24 protein-coding genes are annotated in these 25325 nt (G+C 27.7%); 23 read left to right on the top strand and 1 reads right to left on the bottom strand.

The features are described 5' to 3' along the window. Nucleotides 1–52 precede the first annotated feature (52 nt). Nucleotides 53–1306: a hypothetical protein gene (locus CEE44_02085; protein ID TKJ17303.1), complete on the bottom strand. Its 1254-nt coding sequence runs from the start codon at nucleotides 1304–1306 to the stop codon at nucleotides 53–55. Between the two features lie 220 nt (nucleotides 1307–1526). Here CEE44_02085 and CEE44_02090 point away from each other — a divergent pair, with 220 nt between their 5' ends. The 23 genes from CEE44_02090 to CEE44_02200 all read left to right on the top strand — a co-directional run bounded on the left by CEE44_02090 (nucleotide 1527) and on the right by CEE44_02200 (nucleotide 25318). Next, nucleotides 1527–2597 carry a hypothetical protein gene (locus tag CEE44_02090; GenBank protein ID TKJ17304.1) on the top strand — a complete coding sequence of 357 codons (1071 nt, stop codon included), beginning with the start codon at nucleotides 1527–1529 and terminating at the stop codon, nucleotides 2595–2597. 34 nt (nucleotides 2598–2631) lie between these two features. Continuing rightward, nucleotides 2632–5634, top strand: a complete 3003-nt coding sequence (locus CEE44_02095) for a hypothetical protein (protein ID TKJ17305.1) — start codon at nucleotides 2632–2634, stop codon at nucleotides 5632–5634. A 1-nt stretch (nucleotide 5635) separates the two neighbouring features. Continuing rightward, nucleotides 5636–6298, top strand: a complete 663-nt coding sequence (locus tag CEE44_02100; GenBank protein ID TKJ17306.1) for a dolichyl-phosphate mannose synthase — start codon at nucleotides 5636–5638, stop codon at nucleotides 6296–6298. Further along, on the top strand, nucleotides 6280–6633 hold the full coding sequence (locus CEE44_02105; protein TKJ17307.1) for a hypothetical protein: 354 nt from the start codon (nucleotides 6280–6282) through the stop codon (nucleotides 6631–6633). Before CEE44_02100 ends, CEE44_02105 begins: the two co-directional genes overlap by 19 nt. Then, on the top strand, nucleotides 6630–7757 hold the full coding sequence (locus tag CEE44_02110; GenBank protein TKJ17308.1) for a hypothetical protein: 1128 nt from the start codon (nucleotides 6630–6632) through the stop codon (nucleotides 7755–7757). The genes CEE44_02105 and CEE44_02110 overlap by 4 nt, the downstream gene beginning before the upstream one ends. Nucleotides 7758–7852: 95 nt before the next feature. Next, entirely contained in the window at nucleotides 7853–8899 is a 1047-nt protein-coding gene (gmd, locus tag CEE44_02115; GenBank protein TKJ17309.1) for a GDP-mannose 4,6-dehydratase, read from the top strand. Continuing rightward, a complete protein-coding gene (locus tag CEE44_02120) occupies nucleotides 8886–9968 on the top strand; it encodes an aminotransferase DegT (protein TKJ17310.1) in 1083 nt (360 codons plus the stop codon). The genes gmd and CEE44_02120 overlap by 14 nt, the downstream gene beginning before the upstream one ends. Beyond that, nucleotides 9965–11098: a hypothetical protein gene (locus CEE44_02125; GenBank protein TKJ17311.1), complete on the top strand. Its 1134-nt coding sequence runs from the start codon at nucleotides 9965–9967 to the stop codon at nucleotides 11096–11098. The genes CEE44_02120 and CEE44_02125 overlap by 4 nt, the downstream gene beginning before the upstream one ends. Nucleotide 11099: 1 nt before the next feature. Continuing rightward, the gene (locus CEE44_02130; protein ID TKJ17312.1) at nucleotides 11100–12527 is read left to right on the top strand and encodes a hypothetical protein; all 1428 of its coding nucleotides are present in this window, start codon (nucleotides 11100–11102) and stop codon (nucleotides 12525–12527) included. Next, nucleotides 12505–14469 carry a hypothetical protein gene (locus CEE44_02135; protein ID TKJ17313.1) on the top strand — a complete coding sequence of 655 codons (1965 nt, stop codon included), beginning with the start codon at nucleotides 12505–12507 and terminating at the stop codon, nucleotides 14467–14469. Before CEE44_02130 ends, CEE44_02135 begins: the two co-directional genes overlap by 23 nt. A gap of 75 nt (nucleotides 14470–14544) precedes the next feature. Further along, nucleotides 14545–15021, top strand: a complete 477-nt coding sequence (locus CEE44_02140; protein TKJ17314.1) for a hypothetical protein — start codon at nucleotides 14545–14547, stop codon at nucleotides 15019–15021. Between the two features lie 23 nt (nucleotides 15022–15044). Further along, entirely contained in the window at nucleotides 15045–15377 is a 333-nt protein-coding gene (locus CEE44_02145) for a 4-phosphopantetheinyl transferase (protein ID TKJ17315.1), read from the top strand. Nucleotides 15378–15388: 11 nt separating this feature from the next. Beyond that, complete coding sequence (locus CEE44_02150) at nucleotides 15389–16015, top strand: hypothetical protein (GenBank protein TKJ17316.1); 627 nt, start codon at nucleotides 15389–15391, stop codon at nucleotides 16013–16015. Further along, on the top strand, nucleotides 16008–16307 hold the full coding sequence (locus CEE44_02155) for a hypothetical protein (GenBank protein ID TKJ17317.1): 300 nt from the start codon (nucleotides 16008–16010) through the stop codon (nucleotides 16305–16307). Before CEE44_02150 ends, CEE44_02155 begins: the two co-directional genes overlap by 8 nt. Beyond that, nucleotides 16300–17976 (top strand): FkbH-like protein, encoded by a 1677-nt coding sequence (locus tag CEE44_02160; GenBank protein ID TKJ17318.1) that lies wholly within the window; start codon nucleotides 16300–16302, stop codon nucleotides 17974–17976. Before CEE44_02155 ends, CEE44_02160 begins: the two co-directional genes overlap by 8 nt. A gap of 9 nt (nucleotides 17977–17985) precedes the next feature. Next, nucleotides 17986–19677, top strand: a complete 1692-nt coding sequence (locus CEE44_02165) for a hypothetical protein (GenBank protein ID TKJ17319.1) — start codon at nucleotides 17986–17988, stop codon at nucleotides 19675–19677. A gap of 19 nt (nucleotides 19678–19696) precedes the next feature. Further along, nucleotides 19697–20521 (top strand): aminoglycoside phosphotransferase, encoded by an 825-nt coding sequence (locus CEE44_02170; GenBank protein ID TKJ17320.1) that lies wholly within the window; start codon nucleotides 19697–19699, stop codon nucleotides 20519–20521. Further along, entirely contained in the window at nucleotides 20518–21252 is a 735-nt protein-coding gene (locus CEE44_02175; protein TKJ17321.1) for an acylneuraminate cytidylyltransferase, read from the top strand. The genes CEE44_02170 and CEE44_02175 overlap by 4 nt, the downstream gene beginning before the upstream one ends. 1 nt (nucleotide 21253) lies before the next feature. Continuing rightward, a complete protein-coding gene (rfbB, locus tag CEE44_02180; protein TKJ17934.1) occupies nucleotides 21254–22234 on the top strand; it encodes a dTDP-glucose 4,6-dehydratase in 981 nt (326 codons plus the stop codon). Then, nucleotides 22231–22959, top strand: coding sequence for a spore coat protein (locus CEE44_02185; protein TKJ17935.1), 729 nt, complete (start codon nucleotides 22231–22233; stop codon nucleotides 22957–22959). The genes rfbB and CEE44_02185 overlap by 4 nt, the downstream gene beginning before the upstream one ends. After that, complete coding sequence (locus CEE44_02190; protein TKJ17322.1) at nucleotides 22940–23713, top strand: short-chain dehydrogenase; 774 nt, start codon at nucleotides 22940–22942, stop codon at nucleotides 23711–23713. The genes CEE44_02185 and CEE44_02190 overlap by 20 nt, the downstream gene beginning before the upstream one ends. After that, complete coding sequence (locus CEE44_02195) at nucleotides 23707–24549, top strand: acetylneuraminic acid synthetase (GenBank protein TKJ17323.1); 843 nt, start codon at nucleotides 23707–23709, stop codon at nucleotides 24547–24549. Before CEE44_02190 ends, CEE44_02195 begins: the two co-directional genes overlap by 7 nt. Then, a complete protein-coding gene (locus CEE44_02200; protein TKJ17324.1) occupies nucleotides 24509–25318 on the top strand; it encodes a hypothetical protein in 810 nt (269 codons plus the stop codon). The genes CEE44_02195 and CEE44_02200 overlap by 41 nt, the downstream gene beginning before the upstream one ends. Nucleotides 25319–25325 lie beyond the last annotated feature (7 nt).

Consider the following 25325-nt stretch of genomic DNA (forward strand, 5'->3'; position numbering starts at 1 on the left):
TCCGGTGATTATAAAAAACACAATGTAAAAAGAAAAGAAATATTTAAAAAAGTTAGTAATAGGTTTTTCCTTCTTCTTCCATATCGTCTTCATCGCTATTAAGTTTTCTAAATCCTATTATCAAACCTACAACAACTAAGACAACAACTAAGACGACTAAACCAACTTCTAAAGCTTTTTTAACACTACCAAGACCAGCTGATGTAATAATGTTTGCTGTTAATAATATTTCTTGTGTTGTTGTTCCTAAACCTGAAACTGTTGCACTAAAACTGTGTTGACCTGCTACTGCATCTTTATTAGCAGTTACATAAAGATAAACAGTTTTGGTTTCTCCAGCTCCAAGAACAAAGACATTACTTGGACTTACTCTTACACTTCCAAATACATCAACTCCGTTAACTCCAACTGTAACTGTTTTTGCTGAGTTAGTTGGGTTTGATATTGTTAAAGTATAGATTGCTCCTTCTTTTGTTACTTCTTGTGCACTTGAATCATAAGTAATTGTAGGTTTTACACCTGAATCAGAGACTCCTACTTCGCATGATTCACCAGAGATAACTTTCATTTCTGCCATCTCTATTTCTTTTTCATCAGCATCATCATATGTTACTTCAACTTTAACATCATAAGTACCTTCAGCTGCACAACTTGGAACTCTTAAATAAATTTCTTCACTAGTTGTTGATTCATCTGCTTCTAACTCATCAATATAATCAGAAGCGCTTACTCCTAAGTCAGGTACACTTACCTTAACTTTAATGCCTTCTTCGTCTTTTTCTCCATAATTCTTCAGTCTAACAGAAGCGAGCAAAGCTCTTCCTGCTTTAACAGATCCTTCAGGACTAAATACAACATCTTTTATCACTAAATTATGTCTTCCTGTATCAACTTCTAAATCATAATCATTGTAAGTTGGTTCTCCACCTCTTCCTTCAACTCTAACTCTTAATTTGTATCTGTCTTGATCCATTCTTTGGGGCAAACTTAAAGTGAGTTTTTTAGTATATGTAACATTTGCTTTCATATCAAACACATCAGTTATATCTTCAATTCTGTCATCATGATCATATCCCCTTATATATGCTTCAATTTGTACATCATTTAAGTCTGTATTAGATGTGGCTCTTACTTTTACTTGGTATTCGTCTCCTCTTTCTATACCACTAATCGTGTTTGTACCATCTCCTAGATGGTTACTATCTAATAGAACATCATTTATTGTTATAGTAGCACTAGCTACTCCACAAACAGTAAGAATTCCTATTAAAAATATGGTCAATAAACCACTTAATTTTGTTTTCATTTTGTTTTTGCCCCCAAAAAATTGTTTAATCTCAATTGGATATAAATCATTATTATATTACCCATATATAAACTTTTCGTTTATACACATTGTAGAGTAGTTAATTATAATGACTATCAAAGAGTAATAACTACTTATATATAAAAGTTTCGGAATTATAAAATAATTTATCTAAATTAAAAGTAACACATATAAATACTAAAGATATCACATTTAAGATATGATTAATATAATAGGGGCTGGTCCTGCTGGAAGCTATACAGCTTATCTTCTCTCTAAAAAAGGCAGAGAAGTGAATGTTTTTGAAGAGCACAAAAAAATAGGTTTGCCAATCCAATGTGCAGGAGTAACTACTAGTTTATTAGAGAGTATGATTAAACTAAAAAAAGATGTTGTAGTCAATAAAATAAACAAAGCAAGAATCTTTTCTCCTAACAAAAAGTTTATTGAAGTAAACCTAAAAGAAAAAAATTTAGTTATTGATAGGAATAAATTTGACAACCAAATTGCAGATATGGCAAAAAAACAAGGTGCTAAATTTTTTTTAAATAGTAAGTTTATTACTAACAAAAATAATTATGTTGCAATTAAAAATAATAACAGAATAAAAAAGATAAAATTTGATTATTTAATTGGTGCTGATGGACCATTAAGCCAAGTGGCAAAATCAAACAACTTGTACAAAAAAAGAGAGTTTTGGCAAGGTATCCAAGCAAGAGTAAATCTCAAAAACAATAACATGATTGAATTCTATCCCTATTTTGGGACATATGCGTGGGTTGTTCCTGAAAATAAAGATGTAGCAAGAGTTGGGTTAGTATCACAAAGATACACAAATGTTTTGTTTAAGAATTTTTTATTCAAATTTAAGAAAATCAAACAAAAAGACATAATTGAACACCAAGGAGGCATCATTCCCCAACACAATCCATGGATAAAAACGCAAAAAGATAATATATATTTAGTAGGTGATGCTGCTTGTCAAGTCAAAGCCACAACAGGGGGAGGGATTATACAAAGCCTAATAGCATCAAAAGCTCTTGTTGATTCCATAAAAAATAATAAAAAATATGGAATAGAATGGAGAAAACTGCTTGGAAAAGAACTTTACGCTCACTATAAATCACGAAAGATGATGGACAAATTCAAAGAAAAAGATTGGAATAAATTAGTAAAGGAAATAAATAAAGATGTTTTGGAAAACAATGATAGAGATAATATATCTGTTATGATTACTAAGCTACTTATGAAAAAACCAAGTTTATTATATTTTGCTAAGCATTTGATATGAAATCATAAAGTTTTTAAAACAATCTAAATAACTTATGTATAAGGGGGATATGGAAGAAACCAAAAAGAAAGAGGATAAAGAATATCTAAGTATAGATGTTGATGAATCTCAAGATTCAGATGATGAGATTTCTATTGATTTTTCTAAAGTTAAAAACTTTTTTCAAAAGAAGAAGAAAGACAAAATTGAAGAAGCAGAGGAAAAAGTTGAAGAAATAGAAGAAGGAATTACAGAAACTAAAGAAGAATTAGAAAAGGAATCAAAACAAACTTATGAAGAGGAGAAAGAGGAAAGTGATGACGAAGAGATTAGTATTGATTTTTCAAAAATTAAAGATTTTTTTAAAAGAAAAAAAGAAAAAGTAAAGAAAGGTTCAAAAAAATCAACAGATAAAGAATCTTCTGAAGATGAAATTTCTATTGATTGGAAAAACTTTATAAATTTCTTCAAGAAAAATAAATACATCATTCCAGTATTATTAATTTTAATTGCTGTATTCTTTTCAACTTTTTTTAGAATGTATCCTGTTTATTTACCAGCAACAGATAATTGGGCAACAAGTTCTGTACATAATAGTGTAAAAGCCAATATTAAAAATCAAATTAATCAGCAATATCCTAATTTACCAGATGCAAACAAAAATATGTTAGTTGAATCTCAATTCAAAAAAGTTCTTGAACAAGAGAAACAACAAATAAATGATCAAATAAGAGCTACTTCTGATTATTTTAAAGCAAAAATGCAAGATGATGCTGGACAAACATATTTATTAGCTATTGATCCATATTATTGGTATGCTTCAGCAAGAAATTACATAAATCATGGACAATTTGGAGATAGTTATAATGAAAATGGAGAGAAAATATTTAGTCTCAGAAATGGAAGAGAAGATATGAATCCAACCTCAATAAAATTTCATCCTTTAATTGGTGCTTGGTTATATAAATTCCTACATTTTTTTAATAAAAATGTTTCTTTGATGGGTGTTATATTTATCATGCCAGTTATCTTAATTGGTTTGTCCATTATTCCTGCTTTTTTTATTGGAAAAAGAGTTGGAGGAAATCTGGGTGGGTTTTTTGCAGCAATGATTGTTGCAATTAATTCTTCTTTATTAAGCAGAACACCTGCTGGATTTTCTGATACAGACTCTTATAATATCTTTTTTCCATTATTTATATTATGGATGTTTATTGAAGCTTTTGAAGAAAAAGATTTAAAAAAATCCGTTAAATTTATATCTATTGGAGGGTTATTAACTGGATTGTACAGCACTGCATGGGGTGGTTGGTGGTATGTCTTTGATTTTGTGTTGGTTACAACAGGTATATATTTAATATATCAATTTATTTTAAATATAAAACACATTAAAAATGGATTTGTTAAATATTTAAATATTCCTGTGATTAAAAATTCAATAATTATTGGTGGATCTTTTTTTATTACCTCTGCTATATTTGTATCTTTATTTAAAGGATTCAATTCTTTTGTAATGCCTTTTAGAGGCCCATTAAGTGTTATAAAATTAAAAGAGGTTGCTATAACAACAATTTGGCCTAATGTATTAACAACAGTAGCTGAGTTCAATAAAACAAGATTTGGAGCAATAATATCACAAATGGGTGGACAATTATTATTTTCTATAGCAATAATTGGTATTATCTTAACCGTACTTATAAAAAATAATGAAAATAAGAGGGATGTAAAATATGCAATTTTCTTAACTATATGGTTTATTGGAACTCTTTATGGATTTACAAAAGGAGTAAGGTTTGCAATTTTAATGGTTCCTGCATTTGCAATTGCTTTTGGTGTTTCAATAGGTGTCATATACAATTATTTAAGTAGATGGTTATCTAAGGGTTTGCATGTTAATAAATATATATCACATTTCATTATAATTGCTTCTCTTCTCTTACTATTAATTTCTCCAATACAAGCAGCTCATAGAACTGCTCTTAATGAAATTCCAAGTATGAATGATGAATGGTATGATAGTTTAATAGCAATAAAAGAAAATTCAGAAGATGCTATTATAACTTCGTGGTGGGATTTTGGTCATTGGTTTTACTCAATTAGTGAAAGAAGAGTTACTTTTGATGGAGCAGATCAAGGAGAGAGAATCCATTGGGTTGGAAAGAGTTTATTAACTTCTGATGAGGATGAATCTGTTGGAATTCTTAAGATGTTAAACTGTGGACAAGAAAAAGCACCACATATTTTAGAAAAATATTTTGAAAATAATACTATAAAATCAATTGATATTTTGAATAAAATAATACTCCAAGATAAAAAACAGACTATATTGACATTAAAAAAAGAAAATTTGTCTGATAAAGCTATAGAAGATATTATTAAAGTAACCCATTGTGATGATTTAATTGATCAATATTATATAACTTCAGAGGATATGATTGGAAAAGCTGGTGTTTGGGGACATTTTGGAAGTTGGGATTTTAAAAGAGCTAAAATGTGGAAGACAGTTCACGAATTGGATTATAATGAAGGTATTAAAATTTTAAAAGAAGAGTTTAATCTAAATGAAGACGAAGCAGACAATATTTATTATGAAATACAAAATAATAAAGCGGACAGATGGGTAAGTGGCTGGCCTGGCTATCTTTCTGGTTTAAATTCATGTAATGAAAAAGATAATTTGCTTAAATGTGGAAATGGTTTAGAAGTTAATCTCGTTAATATGGAAGCATATATTTCAACCCAACAAGGAAAGATTTTGTTAAATTCTTTAGCTTTTATTAATAACAAAAAAGAATTTGAAGTAAAGATGTTTGAAGGAGAAACCGCCCGTTACTCTGCAGCATTATTACCTAATGGAAAAAGCATAATAATGGACCCAAAATTGGCAGGAAGCATGTTCACAAGACTATTTTTCTTTGACGGTCATGGGTTAAAACATTTTAAAATTTTATCTGATAAAAGACAGATAACTGGAGGAAGAATACAAGTATGGAAAGTGGGTTGGGAAGAAGGCGAAACAAATATTCTAGAAGAATTAAAAGTAATAGATATATCATAAAATGATTGATAAAAATGTATGGGTAGTTATTCCAGCATATAATGAAAGCAAACACATATTAGATGTAATCAAAAAAACCAAAAAATATTGTTCTAATATTCTTGTAGTTGATGATGGTAGCAAAGATGATACATTTAAAGTTGCCAAAAAAACTAACATTATAGTTTTAAAACATATAATTAATCTTGGAAAAGGTGCTGCTGCCAAAACTGGTTGTGATTTTGCTTTAAAAAAAGGTGCAAAAAAGATTATTTTAATGGATTCTGATGGACAACATGATTCTTCTGAAATTCATAAGTTTTTAAAAGCACTAGAAGAAGTAGATATTGTGTTTGGTTATAGGAAATTTAATAAAAAAATGCCTTTTATTTTAAAATTTGGAAACAACTCTATAAACTTTATAACAAAACTGCTTTATGGAGTAAATCTTAGAGATACACAATGTGGGTATAGGGCCTTGAGAGCAAAAGCCTACAAAAAAGCAAGATGGAGATCTAATGGTTATAGTATGGAATCAGAAATGATTGCTAATATTGGTAAAAGAAATTTAAAATATAAAGAGATTCCAATCCAAACAATATACTCAGATAGATACAAAGGAACAACAATTTTTGATGGTATTAAAATTGTTTTTAATATGTTTTTATGGAGGCTAAAAAAATGATTATTCAAATACAAATTTTTGGAATATTGTTTGCTTTGTTTATGTTTTACATAACTTTTTTGCACCAAAGAAGAAACGAATTTACAACTAAAGAAAGCATATTTTGGTTTGGTGCGTGGGTTGTTTTTTTAACGTTGGTTATTTTTCCAACCTACCTTGATTTTTTTATTAAAGGTATCTTAAATTTTAGTAGAAGGTTAGATTTTTTTATAGTTATGGGATTTATGTTCTTAATTGGAATCATGTTTCATACTTATACAATTGTAAGAAAAAATCAGAACAGAATTGATAAAATTGTGAGAAAGATTGCCATAGAAAAGCAAAATAAAAAATGAATGTTCTTTTTATTTTGGAAAATTATTTGCCCCATATTGGAGGGGTAGAAATTATTTTTCAAAATCTAACTGAAGGATTAGTTAAATTAGGTCATAATGTGTCTATAGTAACACATAGATTAAAAGGAACAAAAAAATTTGAAATAATTAATGGTGTTAAAATTTATAGAGTTAATTGTTTTCATAGTAGATATTGGTTTACTTTTTTTTCCATCCTACAATCTTTTAAATTAGGCAAGAAAACAGATATTATACATACCACAACTTTTAATGGCGCTTTTCCTGCGTGGTTTGTTTCAAAGTTATTAAGAAAGAAATGTATAATAACTATTCATGAAGTTTGGATTAAAAAATGGAATAAATTAACTGAGATTAATTGGTTTAATGCAAAGATTCATGATGTACTTGAAAAGCCCATATATTTATTAAATTTTAATAAATATGTATGTGTTTCTAAATCAACACAAAATCAACTCTTAGGTATTGGAATAAACAAAAATAAAACAAAAGTAATTTACAATGGTATTGATTATAACCATTGGAATCCAAAAAAATATAATAGAAAAAGATTAAGAAAAAAGTTGAGTTTAGAAAAAAATTTTGTTTATATGTTTACCGGAAGACCTGGGATAAGCAAAGGGCTAGAATATCTAATAAAAGCTGTACCTTTGATATCTAAAAAAATACCTAACGCCAAGTTATTAGCTATTATGAGTAAAGATAAGGCGTATTCAAAAAGATATAATGATATATTAAATTTAATTAAAAAATTAAAGATAAAAAACAAAGTTATTATTCATGATCCTGTGAGTTACAAAGAATTGCCAAATTACGTTAAAGCATCTGACTGTGTGGTTGTTCCTAGTTTGGCAGAAGGGTTTGGTTTTGCTGCTGTAGAAGCTTGTGCAATGAGGAAACCAGTGATTATTTCAAATATAGATTCATTACCAGAAGTTATTTCAGGTAAATATATCTTAGTTAAACCTAAAAATCCAGAAAGCATTACAAAAGGGATTGAAAAGATTTATCACAATCAAATTATCAAAAGTGAATTAAAAAGATTTGAACTTAAAGATAATATTCGTAATTATTTAAAAGTTTATAAAGAAATTCTTGAGAACTAAGAAATCATAACTTTTATAAGTTCTTTATTTTGATTATAATAAAGACGTATAGAAAAATATTTAAAGTTCTATAACGAGTTAAAAATATAATCATTATGAAAAAAGCATTAATAACTGGAATAACTGGACAAGATGGAAGTTACTTAGCAGAATTCTTAATTGATAAAGGTTATGAAGTCCATGGATTAATGAGAAGAAGCTCTTCATTCAATACAGGAAGGATAGATCATCTACACACGGTTGAAGAAGATAAAAAAACAAAAATATTTAACCATTATGCTGATCTTAGTGATTCCAGTTCACTATTTAGGTTGATCAATAAAATTAAACCAGACGAAGTATACAATCTTGGTGCACAATCTCATGTAAAAATTTCATTTGATATTCCCGAGTATACTGTTGATGTTGATGCTCTTGGAACTGTTAGACTTCTTGAGGCTATAAGGGCTGTTAATCCAAAAATTAAGGTTTACCAAGCATCATCAAGCGAAATGTTTGGAAAAATTAGGGAAAAAGTTCAAAACGAAGAAACACCATTTTACCCAAGAAGCCCATATGGGTGTGCAAAAGTGTTTTCATATTGGATTATGAAAAACTATCGAGAATCGTATGGTATGTTTACTTGTAATGGAATCTTATTTAACCATGAATCTCCAAGAAGAGGTAGAAATTTTGTTACAAGAAAGATCACAAGAACCCTATGTGAAATCAAACTTGGATTAAAAGAAACTTTGTATTTAGGAAATCTCAATGCAAAACGAGATTGGGGTTATGCTAAAGATTATGTTGAAGCTATGTGGTTAATGATGCAACAAAAAGAACCAAAAGACTATGTGATTGCTACAGGAGAATCTCATTCTGTAAGAGAGTTTGTAGAATTAGTATGTAAAGAGCTTAATTTTGATTTGGAATGGGAAGGAGAAGGGCATAAAGAAATTGGAATTGATAAAAATACTGGAAAAACGATTGTTGCAGTTGATGAAAGATTTCTTAGACCATCTGAAGTAGATACACTACAAGGAGATCCATCTAAAGCTAGGAATGAGTTAAAGTGGAATCCAAAGACGAAGTTTAAAGATCTTGCAAAGATTATGGTAGAAACTGATATGAAAATGTTAAAAGAACACGATGAAAGATTCTAAAATTCCGGTTGCTGAACCTGATTTGAATGGAAATGAATTAGATTATGTGACTGATTGTATAAAAAGCAGTTGGGTTTCATCTAAAGGAGAATATATTAAAAAATTTGAAGATGCTTTCAGTAAATATTGTAATGTAAAACATAGTATTTCTACTTCGAATGGAACTGCCGCTTTACATCTCGCTTTAATTGCTCTCGGAATTAAAGAAGGGGATGAAGTTATTGTTCCTAATTTAACTTTTATCGCTAGTGCAAATACAGTTAAATATTGTAATGCAAAACCTGTTTTTGTTGATGTTGATAAAGAAACGTGGAATATAGATGCTAATAAAATTGAAGAAAAGATTACCAATAAAACAAAAGCAATAATGCCAGTTCACCTTTATGGAAGTCCATGTGATATGGATAAAATAATGGAAATTGCAAAAAAACATAATTTATTTGTTATAGAAGATTGTGCTGAAGCTCATGGTGCAGAATATAAAGGGAAAAAAGTTGGTGGTTTTGGTAATGTTGCTTGTTTTAGTTTTTTTGGAAATAAAATAATCACAACAGGGGAAGGAGGTATGTGTATAACTAATAATAATAAGCTTGCTGAAAAGATGAAAATTTTAAAAGATCATGGAATGAGCAATACTAAAAGATACTGGCATCCTCTTGTAGGTTATAATTATAGAATGACTAACATACAAGCAGCTATAGGTTTAGCTCAGTTAGAAAGAATTGAAGATTTTATTGAAATAAGAAGAAAGAATGCTCAGTTATATGATTCTTTATTAAAAAATGTAAAAGGCATAAGATTATCAATTGAAAAAGAAAACACAAAGAATGTTTATTGGATGTATTCTATCTTATTAGAAAACAGGGAAGAAGTGATGGAAAGACTCAAAGAAGATGGGGTTGACACCAGACCTTTTTTTTATCCTATTAATACTATGCCTCCATATAAAAATGATGAAAAGTTTCCTATTTCAAAAGAATTAAGTAAAAAAGGATTAAATTTACCTTCTTCTACATTATTAGATGAAAAAGATATAAAAAGAATTGTTGAAACAATAAAGAGGGTGTGAGGGGTTTGTCAATGAGAATTGGAATCTATAACCATACATTCATCTATGGAAGTGGGATTGATAATGTTATTAAAGAAATTGCTAATAGACTTTCTAAAAATCATAAAGTTGAAATAAATTCTTTTTTTGATAATAGAAGGGATTGTAAATCAAAAATAAATAAACTTTCTCTATCAAGAAAGAAATCTGTTTTCACTAGTTACAATCCTTTTGTTGCTCTAAGAACTATAAAAAGTGTTAAAAAATATGATGTTGTAATGACTCATATTTATCCTATGAATCTGCTAGTTTCATTAGGAAGTTTAATTTATAAAAAACCACATATTGCTTACTTTTGGGGAGCTCCGCCCAGTTGGATGGTTAAAGGAGTAACTGAAAAATTATATCATAAATATTTACATGTTACTGAAAAGATCATTCCTAAAATTGGTGTTGAAAAATCCTTGGTTCCAAACGAATTCATTAAAAAATGGAATAAAAACAAAAATGCTGAGATATTACCTATGCATGGTGTGGATTTAAAAAGATTTTCTATGCAAAATGTTAATAAAAAGAATTGTGAAAAAATTAGAAGGAAGTTTAAAATTCCAAAAAATGCTAAAATTATTTTTACATTAGGGAGAGTTACACCTTATAAAGGTATTGATCTATTGATTAAGGTTTTAAATATTGTTAAAGAAAAACATCCTAATACTTATCTTGTTGTTGGAGGGAGTTTTTGGAATGAAAAATATCTTAAGTATCTCAAATCAATATCTGATAAAAACACCATACTAGTTGGGCTTGTGCCTGAAAAAGATTTAGTTGATTATTATGGTCTGTGTGACATATATGTTAGTGCTTCAAAATGGGAAGGTCAGCTTTGTGCAGAAGCTCTTGCTATGGGGAAACCGTATATTGCATTCAATACCACTTCTCATAAATATACAATTAAAAATGAGGAAAATGGTTATTTAGTAAAATCCTATAGTGTTAAAGAATTTGCAGATAAAATAATTTATTTGCTTAATAATCCACAGAAAATAAAAAGGATAAACAAAAATAGTCAAAAATGGGCTAATGATAATGCCGATTATGACAAGATTACTAAAAAATTGGAGAGAATATTGATCTCTCAAAAAATAAATTAAAATGAAAAAAGTTTTTTTAATAGTTCCACCAAACGTTGAATGTGATTTGCCCCCTTTAGGGCTTCTCTATATAGCATCAACAATAAAAAAGGAGTGTGATGTTAAGATAATTGATTGTGGAATCTTAAATATAAATTTAAAAAAACTTGAAAAGATTATTTCTGAAGAGAGGCCTAATTTAGTTGGAGTTATTGCAACAAGTCCAAGAATATACTATGCTTTACAAACTTTGGAGATGGTTAAAAGAGTTAGTAAAAAAATAAAAACAGTGATAGGTGGTCCACACGCATCTGCTGTTCCTAGCACTATTAACAATGAATATATAGATTTTCTAATTAAAGGAGAAGGAGAAATAACAATGAAAGAACTTGTTATTAATTTAGATGATCCTAAAACATATTGTCAAATAAAAGGTTTACATTTTAAAGAAAATAATAAAGTGGTTATTAACCCTCCAAGAGAATTAATAAAAGATTTAGATTCTCTACCTCTCCCTGCAAGAGACCTAGTACCAATTGAAAGATACAATGGAAGTATTATGCCAATTAAGCTTCCTGAAGTGAATATGGTTGCGAGTAGAGGGTGCCCTTTTCAATGTAGTTATTGTTTTAAAGGAACTTTTGGTATTGGTTCAAGATTTCGTGATCCAATTAAAGTTGTTGATGAAATTGAATATGTATCTAAAAAATATAATGCAAAGACAATCAATTTTTTTGATGATGAATTCAATATGAATAAAGAATTCTTAAAGGTTTTTACAGATGAAATAATAAAAAGAAAACTTAACCACTTAAAATTCAAAGCTCAATTTAGAGCAAATAAACAATTTATTGATTTTGAAACTTTAAAAAAGCTAAAAAAGGCAGGATTTTACCTTATATCTTATGGGCTAGAATCTGGGAATCAAAAAGTTCTTGACGCTAACAGAAGAAACATAACTCTAGAAGAAATGAGAAGGGCAGTTATCTTAACTCATAAGGCAGGTATTAGAACTCTTGGATTTTTTATGATGGGCATACTTGGAGAAACACTTGAAAGTGCAGAAGACACCATCAAGTTTGCAATATCAATACCTTTAGATTATGCACAAGTAACTATCGCTATGCCTTATCCAGGAACAGAATTTTATGAAATAGCAAAAAAGAACAAATGGCTTAATATAGATTACCAAAATATTAATTTAGCAAAAGCAAAACATCTTAATTATAGAAAAGTTGTATGGAAAAGACCAAATCTTCCAGAAAAAGAGCTAAAAAAGAGATTTAAGAAATTTTATTTAAGATTCTTTTTTAGACCTTCTTATATATTAAAAACGTTTGTAAGAATGTTTTCATCAGTTGATGATTTTAAACTTACATTAAAAGGTATTAGGTGGGTTTTTGATGCATTGAATCTAACAACAAAAATTGATAAAGAAAAATCTAGTTAAAATGAATATTATATTTGTTAATAATAAAAAATATATTAAGAAAATTCTTAAGAAAAAAATAAATAAAGAGTATTTGTTTATTGCATTTAATGATGAAATTGGTAAATTATTAAAAAACAAAGGCCTCCATTGTAAAAAACTTGAGGAATATTCTACAAAAGAAGATTTGAACAAAAAAATTATTGATTGGATTAAAGAATTTCCAAATCAAAGAATTAATAATAAAAACATTAAAGAACATTTTACATATAAGAACATATCTATCTGGTGGTTAGCAGAATTTTTTCTTTTTGGAACAGGCATATATTTTGAAGCGTATCAAGATGTATTATTTAGATTTGAAAATATAAAAAGGATTATTGAATATGAAAAACCAAAAAAGGTTATTTATATTGACGATAAAAGCCTTGAGTCAAAACTGATATATAAAATATGCAATTTATATAATATAAAAATAGTTACCTTAAAAGTAAAACACATTGTCAATAAAAAAGAAGTTATTAGTTATTTAAAAAGAAATGGAATTATCATATATAAATTTTTAAGATATTTACTAAGAAAAGTTTTTTGGCATATCTTATCTTTATTTGATATTAGAAAAAGGGGTAATAATAATATATTAATATTTACGGAAAGTCAATGGGGCAATTTATATGATAATGGAAAGAATATTATTGATGATCTAAGATTCCACAACATCTTAAAAGAGATCAAAAAAAGAAAAGACATGTCTGTTGTTGTAATAGATAATCCTATTGGATCAAAATTAAGATTAGAACATTTTACAAAAAGGATAAATCGTTTTTCAAAAAATCCACCATTAGAATCTTATATAAAGCTTAGTTCATTTATAGGTGCTATTTTTGACAAAAGAAAGATTAAAAAAGAGTATGAACAAGTAAAAAAGGATATACAATACCTTTATGAGGGAATTGATTTTAAGGAATTTTTTAAGCCAAAATTTGATTTCTTTTTTAATAGGTATATTTATGAAACAATTCTTTATCATAATGCAATCGAAAATGCGATAGATAAAGAGAAACCTTCAATATTAGTTGTATCCAGTGAAGCGAACCCCCCTCAAAGAAGTGCAATATCTTTAGGTCATATGAAAGGGATTAGATCTGTTTCTATTCAACATGGTGCAGTAGGAATTCATAGTGAATTTATAAACAACAAAAAAGATATTTGCCCTACAGAATTTAGTTCCCCTCCTTATCTCCCTTTACCAAATTATCTTTGTATTTATGGTAATTTTTATAAAAAATTTTTCCTGAAATCTGGAGGGTATAATAATAAACAATTGATTATAACAGGAAACCAAAAATATGATTGTGTAACTAAAGATATTATGTCATTAAATAAATTTGATTTAAAAAAGAAATTTAATTTAGAAAAGCATAAAAAAATTGTTCTTTTTTTCAGTAAACCATACAGCAATTATGAAGAAGGGAGCAGATTTTTAAATGAAGTGTATGGTGCTTTGAAAAATATTAAAAATATTCAAATAATGGTAAAAATACATCCTAATGAATTTAACATAGGCATTCATAAAAAAATAATGTTAGAGAAAAATATTAAAAATGCTCTAATTTTTAAAAAAGAAGATATTTTTGAGTTAGGATTTTGTTCCGATGTTGTGATTAGTTATGGTTCAACAGTTGTAATGGACATGGCAGTTGTTAAAAAACCCATAGTACTATTTGATCCAATCAAAAAAGATGATACTTATTGTATAGAATATGCAAAGATTAAAGCAGGTGTTATGACACATAACAAACAACAATTACATGAAAAAGTTAAAAACGTTCTTTTTGATGAAAATAGTGCTTTAAAAATGGTGAAAGATCAACAAAGATTTGCTATAAAGGAGTATATGTATAGATTAGACTCTAATGCTTCTCAAAGAATTGTAGAAGGATTATCTAAGCTAATTAAGTAGATTTTCTCTATATTTTATCTATTTATGTCTTAAATTTTCATAAGATTTATAAACTAATCTTAATTTTTAAGATAGATGAGGGGTTTAGATAAAACAGATTGTATAATTTTGGATACATTACAAAAGAATTGTAGATGTTCTTTAACAAATATAGCTAAAGAAGTAAATCTTTCTATAGATTCTGTTAAAAAAAGGATAAAAAAGATGGAAAAAAACAAGATTTTTCATCCAACAATTCAATTAAGACCAAGAAACTTTGGATTTGTTAATATTATCAATACAAGAATTAGGTTAAAAAACCACACAAAAGAAGAAAAAAATAGATTCATAAAACATTTAGAGAAAAATCCTAGAATAACAGAGATATTTAGTATGAGTGGAGAAGAAGATTTGTCAATAGTTGTTGTATCTAAAAATGCAGCTGACTTAGATAATATAATTTCTGAAATAAAAAATAAATTTGGAAATATTATATATTCGTGGAACGATTCAACTACCCTGAAAGTATATAAATTTGAAAGTTATGATATGGGAAAAATGATGGGTTTTTAAGATTAGGGGCAAATAAAACTAAAATGAATATAGTAGGAATTGATATTGAAGACATTTCTAGGTTCAAAAAAATCCCGTTTGATAGGAATAAATCTTTTTACAATAAAATTTTTACAAATAAAGAAATAGAATACTGTAAAAAGAAATCAAATCCTTCTCAACATTTTGCTGTCAGATTTTGTGCAAAAGAAGCTTTTATTAAAGCAATTAATGAAAAAATAAATGATTATAAATTAATTGAAGTTTTGATTAAAGGGAACAAACCATTTATCAAATGGAAAAATGTGAATTCATCATTGTCTCTTAGTCATGATAAAGACAAAGCTATTGCTTGTGTTTTAATTGAAAAAAATTAAAAGGTATACTTATGAAAAATATAAATTCAAAGAAACTCTTGCCCATAAATATGAATAGTATTATTGAAGGTCATATGGTTATTATTAAACCCATCTCAAAAAAAGAAATAAATAAAACTTACCTTTCGTGGTTAAACGATTCACAAATAAACAAATATTTAGAGGTGAGGCATAACAAACAAACAATTAATGGAATATTTGATTATGTTAATAGTCATAGATCTAGGGAAAATAGTGAAGTATTTGCCATTTTCACTAAAAAAGGCATTCATATTGGAAATATAGGGGTCATTTATGATAAAGACAACAAATATGTAGAGTATGGGATTATGATTGGTAACAAAAAAGCACAAATGTTAGGTCTTGGTGGAGAAGCAACCATACTTATGTTTGAATTTCTTTTTAAGAATAAGGGATTTAGAAAGATATTTAATGGAGTCATATCTAAAAATGAATCATCATGGAAGCTGTTTGAATCCATTGGGTCTACACGAGAAGGAATTTTAAGAGGGCAGTGTATCTGTTCTTCAAAAAAACCGTGTGATGTTTATCTTTATGGTATTTTAAGAAAAGAGTGGTTAAATAGTCGTAAAAAATATCTTAACATATTAAAAAACATTAAAATTAAAAATGGATAGAAGTGAAAAAATATTAAAAGCTATATATGATGCAATTGATGAAGTTAATGATCAACTTCCAAAAGAACAAAGGTTATTAAAAAATAAAAATACAACTTTGTTTGGAAAATTAGATTCTCTTGGATTAGTAAACTTTATTATATTAGTAGAACAAAATATAGAAAATTTGTTTAATAAAACAATAAATCTAAATAATGAAAAAACTTTATCAGGAGAACAAAGTCCACTAACAAACGTAAAAGCCCTTTTAGATTATATAAGTTCAGATTTAGAGGAAAAACATAATGACTAAGAAAAAATGTAAGGGTTTGCTTGTATCAGATTTTAATATACAAAATCTAGCAGGATATCTTAAAGGAGAAAATGATTCATTAATAATTGATGTAGAGGTTGCTCCTTATGATCAAGTTATACAAACTTTAATGCAATACAATAATTCAACAGAAAACAAAAAAGATATGATAATAGTATGGACCCAGCCAGAAAGTATCATTACGTCTTTTAAAGAAATTATTGAGTTTGAAAAGGCTTCTTTAAAAAAAATCATTAAAGAAGTTGATGATTATTCTTCTATTTTAATAGAAGCCAGTAAAAAAACAAAAACAATGTTTGTTCCTTTGTGGATTGTTCCTTCTTATAATAGGGGGCATGGTATGATTGATATAAAAAATGAGTTTGGTATATCAAATGTATTGAGGCATATGAATATGAGGCTTATTGAAAATTTAAAAAACAATTCAAATATATTTATTTTAGATAGTCAAAGATGGATAAGTCTTGTGGGAAAGCAAGCATTTAGTTCTAAATTATATTATATGGGTAAAATACCTTTTAATAATGATGTTTTCAAGGAAGCATCAAAAGATATAAAATCTGCTCTTGATGGGATAAATGGATTTGCAAGAAAATTAATAGTTGTTGACTTGGATGATACTTTATGGGGAGGCATAGTGGGTGATGTTGGATGGGAAAATCTTAAATTAGGTGGTCATGATCCTCATGGAGAATCCTTTGTTGATTTCCAAAATGCTTTGAAATCTTTTTCAAAAAGAGGTATAATTCTTGGTATTGTAAGTAAAAACGAAGAAAATATAGCTATTGAAGCTATAAAAAAACATCCAGAGATGGTTTTAAAATTAGATGATTTTGCTGGTTGGAAGATAAATTGGCAAGATAAAGCAAAAAATATTATGGAATTAACTTCTGAACTGAATTTAGGACTTCAATCAGTCGTTTTTATTGATGATAATCCTGTAGAACGAGCTCGTGTTAGAGAGGCTCTTCCTGATGTGTTTGTTCCTGAATGGCCTGAAGACAAGATGTTGTACAAAAGCTTTCTGCTCAATCTTCGTTGTTTTGATGCTCCTCTCTTAAGTGAAGAAGATGTTAAAAGAACAAAAATGTATGTTGCAGAAAGAAAAAGAGAAAACATGAAAGAATCTTTTATATCAATTGATAAATGGCTAAAAAGTATAGATATGCGTATTTCTGTAAATGAGCTAAGTAAAGAAAATATTCAGAGAACTACTCAACTTATTAACAAAACTAATCAAATGAATCTCACTACAAGGAGAATGACCGAATCAGAACTTTCAGATTGGGTAAAACAAGAAAACAACAAACTTTTGACATTTAGTGTATCTGATAAATTTGGTGATTCTGGATTAACAGGTATAATAAGCATTGAAATTGAAAAGGATGTTGGAAAAATAGTAGATTTTGTACTAAGTTGCAGAGTTCTTGGGAGAAAAGTAGAAGAAACTATGTTACATCAATTAATTAAATATGCAAAAGATATGGGTTTAAAAGAAATCAAAGCAAAATACATCCCTACAGAAAAAAATAAACCTTGTTTAGGTTTTTGGAAGAAATCTGGATTTGATTATAATGAAAAAAAGAACACATTTAAATGGAAAATAGATAAAGATTTTCCTTTACCAAATTGTATAAAAATTGTATAAGAGGGAAAAATGAAAAATAATTTACCTAATAATTTTGTTGAAGGAGTAACTAATAGTGTTCAATTTAATATAACCCAAAAGTTAGTTGATAAATTTGTTGAATTAACTGGAGATTCAAGTTCACTTCATACAGACAAGGATTTTGGAGACAAATCAATGTATGATAATAAAGTGGTTCATGGGATGTTACCATTAATTTTTATAGCCGAGTTAGAAAAATTATACCCAAAAGAATATTCTTGTATTTTTAAGGAGATATCTGCAAGATTCTTAAAGCCTATTTTTTTGAATGATAAACTATCATTAGTATCTGAGATATCTGAAATAAATGAAAAAGAAAACCAAATTAGAGTTGAATATATTCTAAAAAAGATTGGATCAGAATCTGTTTTGACAACAGGCTATTTTAAAATTAAATATAAAAAGACTAATGGATCTAAAGAATTGCTTGAAAAAAATATTAAAAAAGATTCTAAAAAAGGATTAGTTCTTGATTCTTTAAAAGAAGAGACCATAACTTTTGAGAACATAGAAAAAGGGGATAAAAAAAGTTTTAATTTTAAAGTTAGTGAAAAAGATTTATTATCTACTTATAATATTCTATTAAAAAATACAAATTATGATACTTGGTCTGGGAAAAATGTTTCAAAAAATTTAATTGTAAGTTGTCTATTTTCTACTTTTGTAGGTATGTGTATTCCAGGAAGACATGCAACATTTACTGATTTTAAAATAAATTTTGAAAACGATGTTGAATTGAATAAAAAATATAAATTTTTAGGTAAAGTTAGTTTTAAATCAAGTTCTACTTCCATCATTGTGGAAAATATTTCAATAAGTCAAAATAATGGAGAAAGAGTAATTGCATCAGGAAAAATAAATGTTAAAGTTAATGACCCTCAAATAGAAATGCTTTCTCTTGAATCTCTTAAAAAAGAAGGATTAGATTTAGAATTAAAAGACAAAGTTGTATTAATAACAGGTGCAAGTTCTGGAATAGGTCAAACAACAGCTAAATTGTTTTCTTTATATGGTACAAAAGTTATTATAAATTACTTTAAAGGAAAAGATTCTGCAGAAAGAATTGTAAAAGAAATTATAAAAAATAAAGGGGATGCAATTGCTATTAAGGCTGATATAAGAGACATAAAACAAGTTAAAAAGATGGTGAATACTGCTTGTAAAAAATATGGTGATATCCATATTTTAGTTAATAATGCAGTAAAAGGATTTTATCCAAAATCATTTACAGATCTTAATTGGGAAGACGTTCAAGGAGAGATGGATGTTACTTTAAAAGGAACATTTAATTGTTGTCAGGAAATAATTCCTTTAATGTTAAAAAATAAAAGTGGAAAAATAATTAATATGTTAACAGTTGCAACAGAATCTCCTCCTGCAAATCAAGCAAAATATGTTATTGCAAAATCGGCTTTAATAGGTCTTACTAGAAGTCTTGCTGTAGATTTAGCTCCTAGCAATATACAGGTTAACATGGTATCTCCAAGTATTGTGAAAACAAATCTAACAAAACACGTTTCAAATATCTTTTTAGATAGATTAAAAAATGAAACACCTATGAAAAGAAATGCTACTCCTGTTGATGTTGCAAAGGCAATCATCTTTTTATCATCTTCACTTGCACCATATACTACAGGTCAAAAAATAATGGTAACAGGAGGTAATCCTCCTTTTCTTTAATTAAATAAAAAATATTAAAATGGTCAAAGATCCAAAATTATATGAATCAAATGGAAAATTAATTTATCGTTCTGATTTTGTCAGAGCATTAAAGAAATTAGGTATTAAAAAAGGGGATGTTGTTTTTGTTCATTCCAGTCTTGGTGTATTTGGAAAACCACCTTCATTTGAGAGGAGTTGGATTTTAGAAAATTTAATTGATGTATTAAAAGAAAGTGTAGGTAAAGAAGGCACTTTAATCGTACCGACATTTAGTTATAGTTTCTGCAAAGGAGAAGTTTATGATAAGGATAAAACATTATCAACCATTGGAATATTACCAGAGTTTTTTAGAAATCTGCCAGATGTAGTTAGAACAAACCACCCAATATTTTCTGTTGGAATCTGGGGCAAAAACAAAGATTATTATTTAGATATAAGTAAAGATTCTTTTGGTAAAAATTCTATATTTGGAAAGCTACATAAAAACAACGCAAAACTAATACTTTTTGGTGCACCTTTTGAAAGCTCAACATTTAATTATTATGTTGAACAAAGTTATGGTATTCCATATAGGTATATGAAAACATTTAAGGGCAAAATAAGAAAGAAAGGCATAGAGTATGAAGATAAATGTACTTATTTTGTTAAATACTTAAACAAAAATGTAGTTGCAGATAAAAAAAGATTTGAAAATCATCTAAGGAAAAAAGGTTTAATCAATGATGTTAAAGTTGGTAATGGGAATATATTAATGGTTGAATTAAAAAAATGGTATGAAGAAGGTTTTAAAGTTTTAAATAAAGATATTTTTTTCTTTTTAAAAGAAAAACCTAATTTAAAAAATATTAAGATTATAAAATGAAAATAGTAGCAATAATACAAGCAAGGATGGGTTCATCGCGGCTTCCTGGAAAAATGATGAAGTTAATAAATAACAAACCCATCATCTGGCATGTAATAAATAATGTTAAAACTGTAAAATCTATTAATAGTATTGTTATAGCAACCAGTACTGAAAAGAATAATGATATTTTGATTGAAGAAGTTAAAAAATATGGAGTTGATGTTTTTGTAGGAAGTGAAAATGATGTTTTAGATAGATATTACCAAGCTGCAAAAACGTTTAAAGCAGATGTCATTGTAAGAATAACTGCTGATTGCCCCTTAATTGATTCTGAAGTTGTTGAAAGAGTCATAGAGGTATTTAAAGAAAATAAATGCGATTATGCCTCAAATACTCTTCCTCCTTCTTATCCTGATGGTCTTGATGTAGAGGTATTTTCTTTTGATACATTAGAAAAAACATGGAAAGAAGCAAAACAAGAATCAGAAAGAGAACATGTAACATCTTATATGAAGGTAGGGAAAAATGAAAGCAAATTCAAAAAAATTAACATAAAAAACAAAGAGGATTTATCACATATCAGACTAACTCTAGATTACGAAGAAGATTTTAATTTAATAAAAGAAATAATTGAGAGAATAAATAAAAACCAAATACATCTAAGTGATATTTTAGAATTAATTAAAAAAGATCCAAGATTATTAAACATAAATAATAAATTTGAAAGAAACAATGGTGAAAAAAGATAAAATGGTCTATACAAAAAAAATATTTATAACTGGTGGTTGTGGGTTCATTGGATCTAATTTTATTAAACTTTTATTAAATGAAACAGAATATCAAATTATTAATTATGATATGTTAACATATGCAGGCAACTTAAATAATTTAAAGGAGGATGAAAAAAATCCAAAATATTTTTTTATAAAAGGGGATATATGTGATAAAGAACGGGTCTTAAAAAGTTTAGAAGGGTGCGATGTTCTTATCAATTTTGCTGCTGAAAGTCATGTAGATAGGTCTATAAAAAATGCGAGCAATTTTATTACCACAAATATTTTAGGAACATCGATACTTCTTGATGCTGCAAAAGAATTAGGAATAAAAAAATTCATTCAAATTAGTACAGATGAAGTGTATGGTTCATTGACGAAAGAGGATTCTTCAAGTAAAGAAGAGGACATACTTAAACCAAGTAGCCCTTATTCAAGTTCAAAAGCATCTGCTGAATTGCTCGCTTTATCATATTACAAAACCCACAAGTTACCAGTGATAATCACAAGGAGCTCAAATAATTATGGACTTTATCAATATCCAGAAAAATTAATCCCTTTATTTATAATCAATCTTATCAACAATAAGAAAGTTTCTTTAATGGGAAAAGGAGAGAATATACGAGACTGGATTCATGTAGAAGATAATTGTCGAGGAATACTTAATATAATTGAAAAAGGGAAAGTTGGTGAAATTTATAATATTGGTGGCGAAAATGAAAAAACAAATATGGAAATAACAAAATGTATTCTAGATGAATTTAATAAAGATGAATCTTGGATAAAAGAAATACCACACAGATTAGGACACGATTTTAGATATTCTTTAGATTGCAGCAAAATAAAACAATTGGGATGGAAACCAAAATATACATTTCAGGAAGGTATGAAAAAAACAATAAAATGGTATAGAGAAAATCCTTCTTGGTGGAAAAAATTAATGGAGGAATCGAAATGAAAGGAGTAATTTTAGCAGGAGGAAATGGATCTAGGTTATTTCCTCTAACGAAAACAACAAATAAGCATCTTTTACCAATCTACAATAAACAGATGATTCTATATCCTTTAGAGACTCTGAAAAAATCAGGTATAACTAATGTTTTGATTATAAGTGGTCCAGGACACGCAGGTCAATTTCTTGAATTATTAGGTTCTGGTTATGATGAGGGTCTTGATATAAAATATGCTATACAAGAAAAAGCACTAGGAATTGCCCACGCAATATGGGTTGCTGCAAGGGATTTTGCAAAAGGAGAAGAAATAGTGGTGATATTAGGGGACAATATCTTAGAAGAAAGTATAGAAGAGGATATTAAATCTTTTAAAGGAGGAGCCAAGATTTTTCTAAAGAAAGTTAAGAACCCAAAAGAGTTCGGGGTTGCTGAAATTGAAGATGGGCGTATAAAAAGTATTGAAGAAAAACCCAAGAATCCGAAAAGCGATCTTGCTGTTGTTGGTGTATATATCTATGATAAACACGTCTATGAATATTCAGAAAAGTTAGCACCTTCTGAAAGAAATGAAGTAGAGGTAACTGATTTAAATAATGTATATTTAGAAAAAGGGCAATTGGATTTTAAAGAATTAAAAGGCAATTGGTTAGATGCAGGAACAATAGAAGGTTTATTTGAAGCTTCTGAAATCGAAAGAGGTTATAAAAAAAATGGTAATAAACAAAAATAAATCCACAACTAAGAAAGTAGTTATTATAACAGGAGGGGCTGGGCAGCTCGGTTCTTCCATATGTTGTCATTTTGATGAATTAAATAATAAAGTTTTTATGGCAGATTTAGATGAGAATATATGTAAAAAAAGAATATCTAAGTTAGGTTTAAAAAACACTTTCCCTCTTGAATTAGATGTTACAAACATAAAATCTATAGAATCTGCATTTAAAAAAATAATTAATAAATTTGGAAGAATTGATATACTAGTAAATAACGCAGGAATATCTGCTTTTACTTCTTTTGAAAAAAGAACTTTTGAAGAATTTGATAAAGTTATGAAAGTTAATCTTTATGGTACTTTTTTTTGTTCTCAAAGAGCATTATATTATATGGAAAAACAAAAAAAAGGTTGTATTGTTAACATAGGTTCTGTTTATGGTGTAAAAAGTCCAGATCCAAGGATTTATGGAAATTCTGGTAGAAACAGTCCTGAAGTGTATGGAGCTAGTAAAGCAGGAGTCATACAAATGACAAGATATCTTGCAGTACATGTAAAATGTAAAAAAATAAGAATAAATTGTGTTAGTCCTGGTGGAATTTTCAACAATCAAGATAAAAAATTTGTTAAGAATTATATCAACAAAACACCAATGAAGAAAATGGCGAATGAAGATGAAATTGCTAAAACAATTGTTTTTCTTTGTTCTGATAACTCTTCATATATAACTGGACAAAATATAATTGCAGACGGGGGATTTACAATATGGTAAAAACAATCTCAATTTGTAATAGAAAGATTGGTAAAGGAGAAAGGACATTTATCATTGCTGAAGCAGGTATAAATCATAATGGGGATATTAACATCGCTAAAAAATTGATTCACGAAGCAAAAAAAGCAGGTGCTGATGCTATAAAGTTTCAAACTTATATTACTGAGAATAGGGTGCCAAAAGATAATCCTGTCTATAGTATACTTAAAAAAAGTGAACTGAATAAAGAACAAATAAATGTATTGAAAGAATTCGCTGAACAAGAAGATATTATATTTTTTTCATCTCCTTTTGATGAAGAAAGTGTTGATGTTCTCTTAGATCTTAAAGTTCCACTTATTAAAATTACATCAATGCACGTAACTCATCTAAGATTATTAAGAAAAGTGGCCAAAACAAAAACACCAGTAATTATGTCAAGGGGAATGGCAAGCGTTAATGATATGGATAAAGCAATAGAAATTTTTGAAAAGTATGGCTGCCCTTACATTTTAATGCATTGTGTGTCATCATATCCTATGAAAGAGGAAGATGCTAATATTTCAATAGTAAGGACAATGATTGAAAGGTATAAATGCCCTATAGGGTATTCTGATCATTCAAAAGGAATAAAAGTGCCTTTAATTGCTATAGCTGGTGGGGCAAATATTATTGAAAAACATTTTACACATGATAAAAAATATGATTGTGCTGATCAGATTTTATCTTCAGATCCCATGGAATTAAAAAAATTAGTAGATGAAGCAAGAAAAATTGAAACAATTCTTGGTAAACCAGATATAAGACTTTTAGATTGTGAAAAAGGCACAGTACAATACAAGTTTAAGAGCAAATAATATGAAAAATATTAAAATAGTCACACCAGTTTCGCATTTATTTAAGAATGATGGTAATAGGAAAATGATTATAGAAAATAGTGATTTGTTGGAATTGAGAGATAGTTCAATTCTTTTGGATTCTAATAATATTAAACTATACCATTCTGATTATAATTTAGTAACATTATTCGATAAAAATACTTTGAAGAGATTTGAAGAGTTTAAAGTTAGATATAATTTTGATGCGATATCATTTCATCTTAGTTCAAAGTATAAAAAAAATAAGATAATAAATAATTCCTTTGTTGGTATTGGAAAACCATTAACAGAAACAGAAATGAAATCGAATATTAAAAAGAATATTCAAACATTAAGAAAAATTTTTGATGATATCCCAATAATGGTGGAGAATAATAATCATTTAAAATCAGATGCATATGATATTATTACTGAACCTAGATTTATTAGTAAGATAGTGAATGAAAATAATATTTATTTTCTTTTTGATATTCCACACGCATTAATTTCCAAGATTAATACAAATCAAGAAAATTATATTTCAAAATTGCCACTCAAACGAACATTGCAAATCCATATTAGCAAACATGGTTTCAAAAAAGGGGAGATAATAGATGCGCATGAAGAACTAAAAGAAGAGGATTGGAATTTTTTGAAGGAAACGATATCAAAAACTTTTAAACTTAAATATATTACAATTGAATATTATAAAAATGGAACAAAATTAATAGAACAACTCAAAAGACTTAATCAAATAATAAAAAACTAATATTATG

The sequence above is a fragment of the Candidatus Woesearchaeota archaeon B3_Woes genome, from assembly GCA_005222965.1.
In the GTDB taxonomy this organism is placed as follows: domain Archaea; phylum Nanobdellota; class Nanobdellia; order Woesearchaeales; family B3-WOES; genus B3-WOES.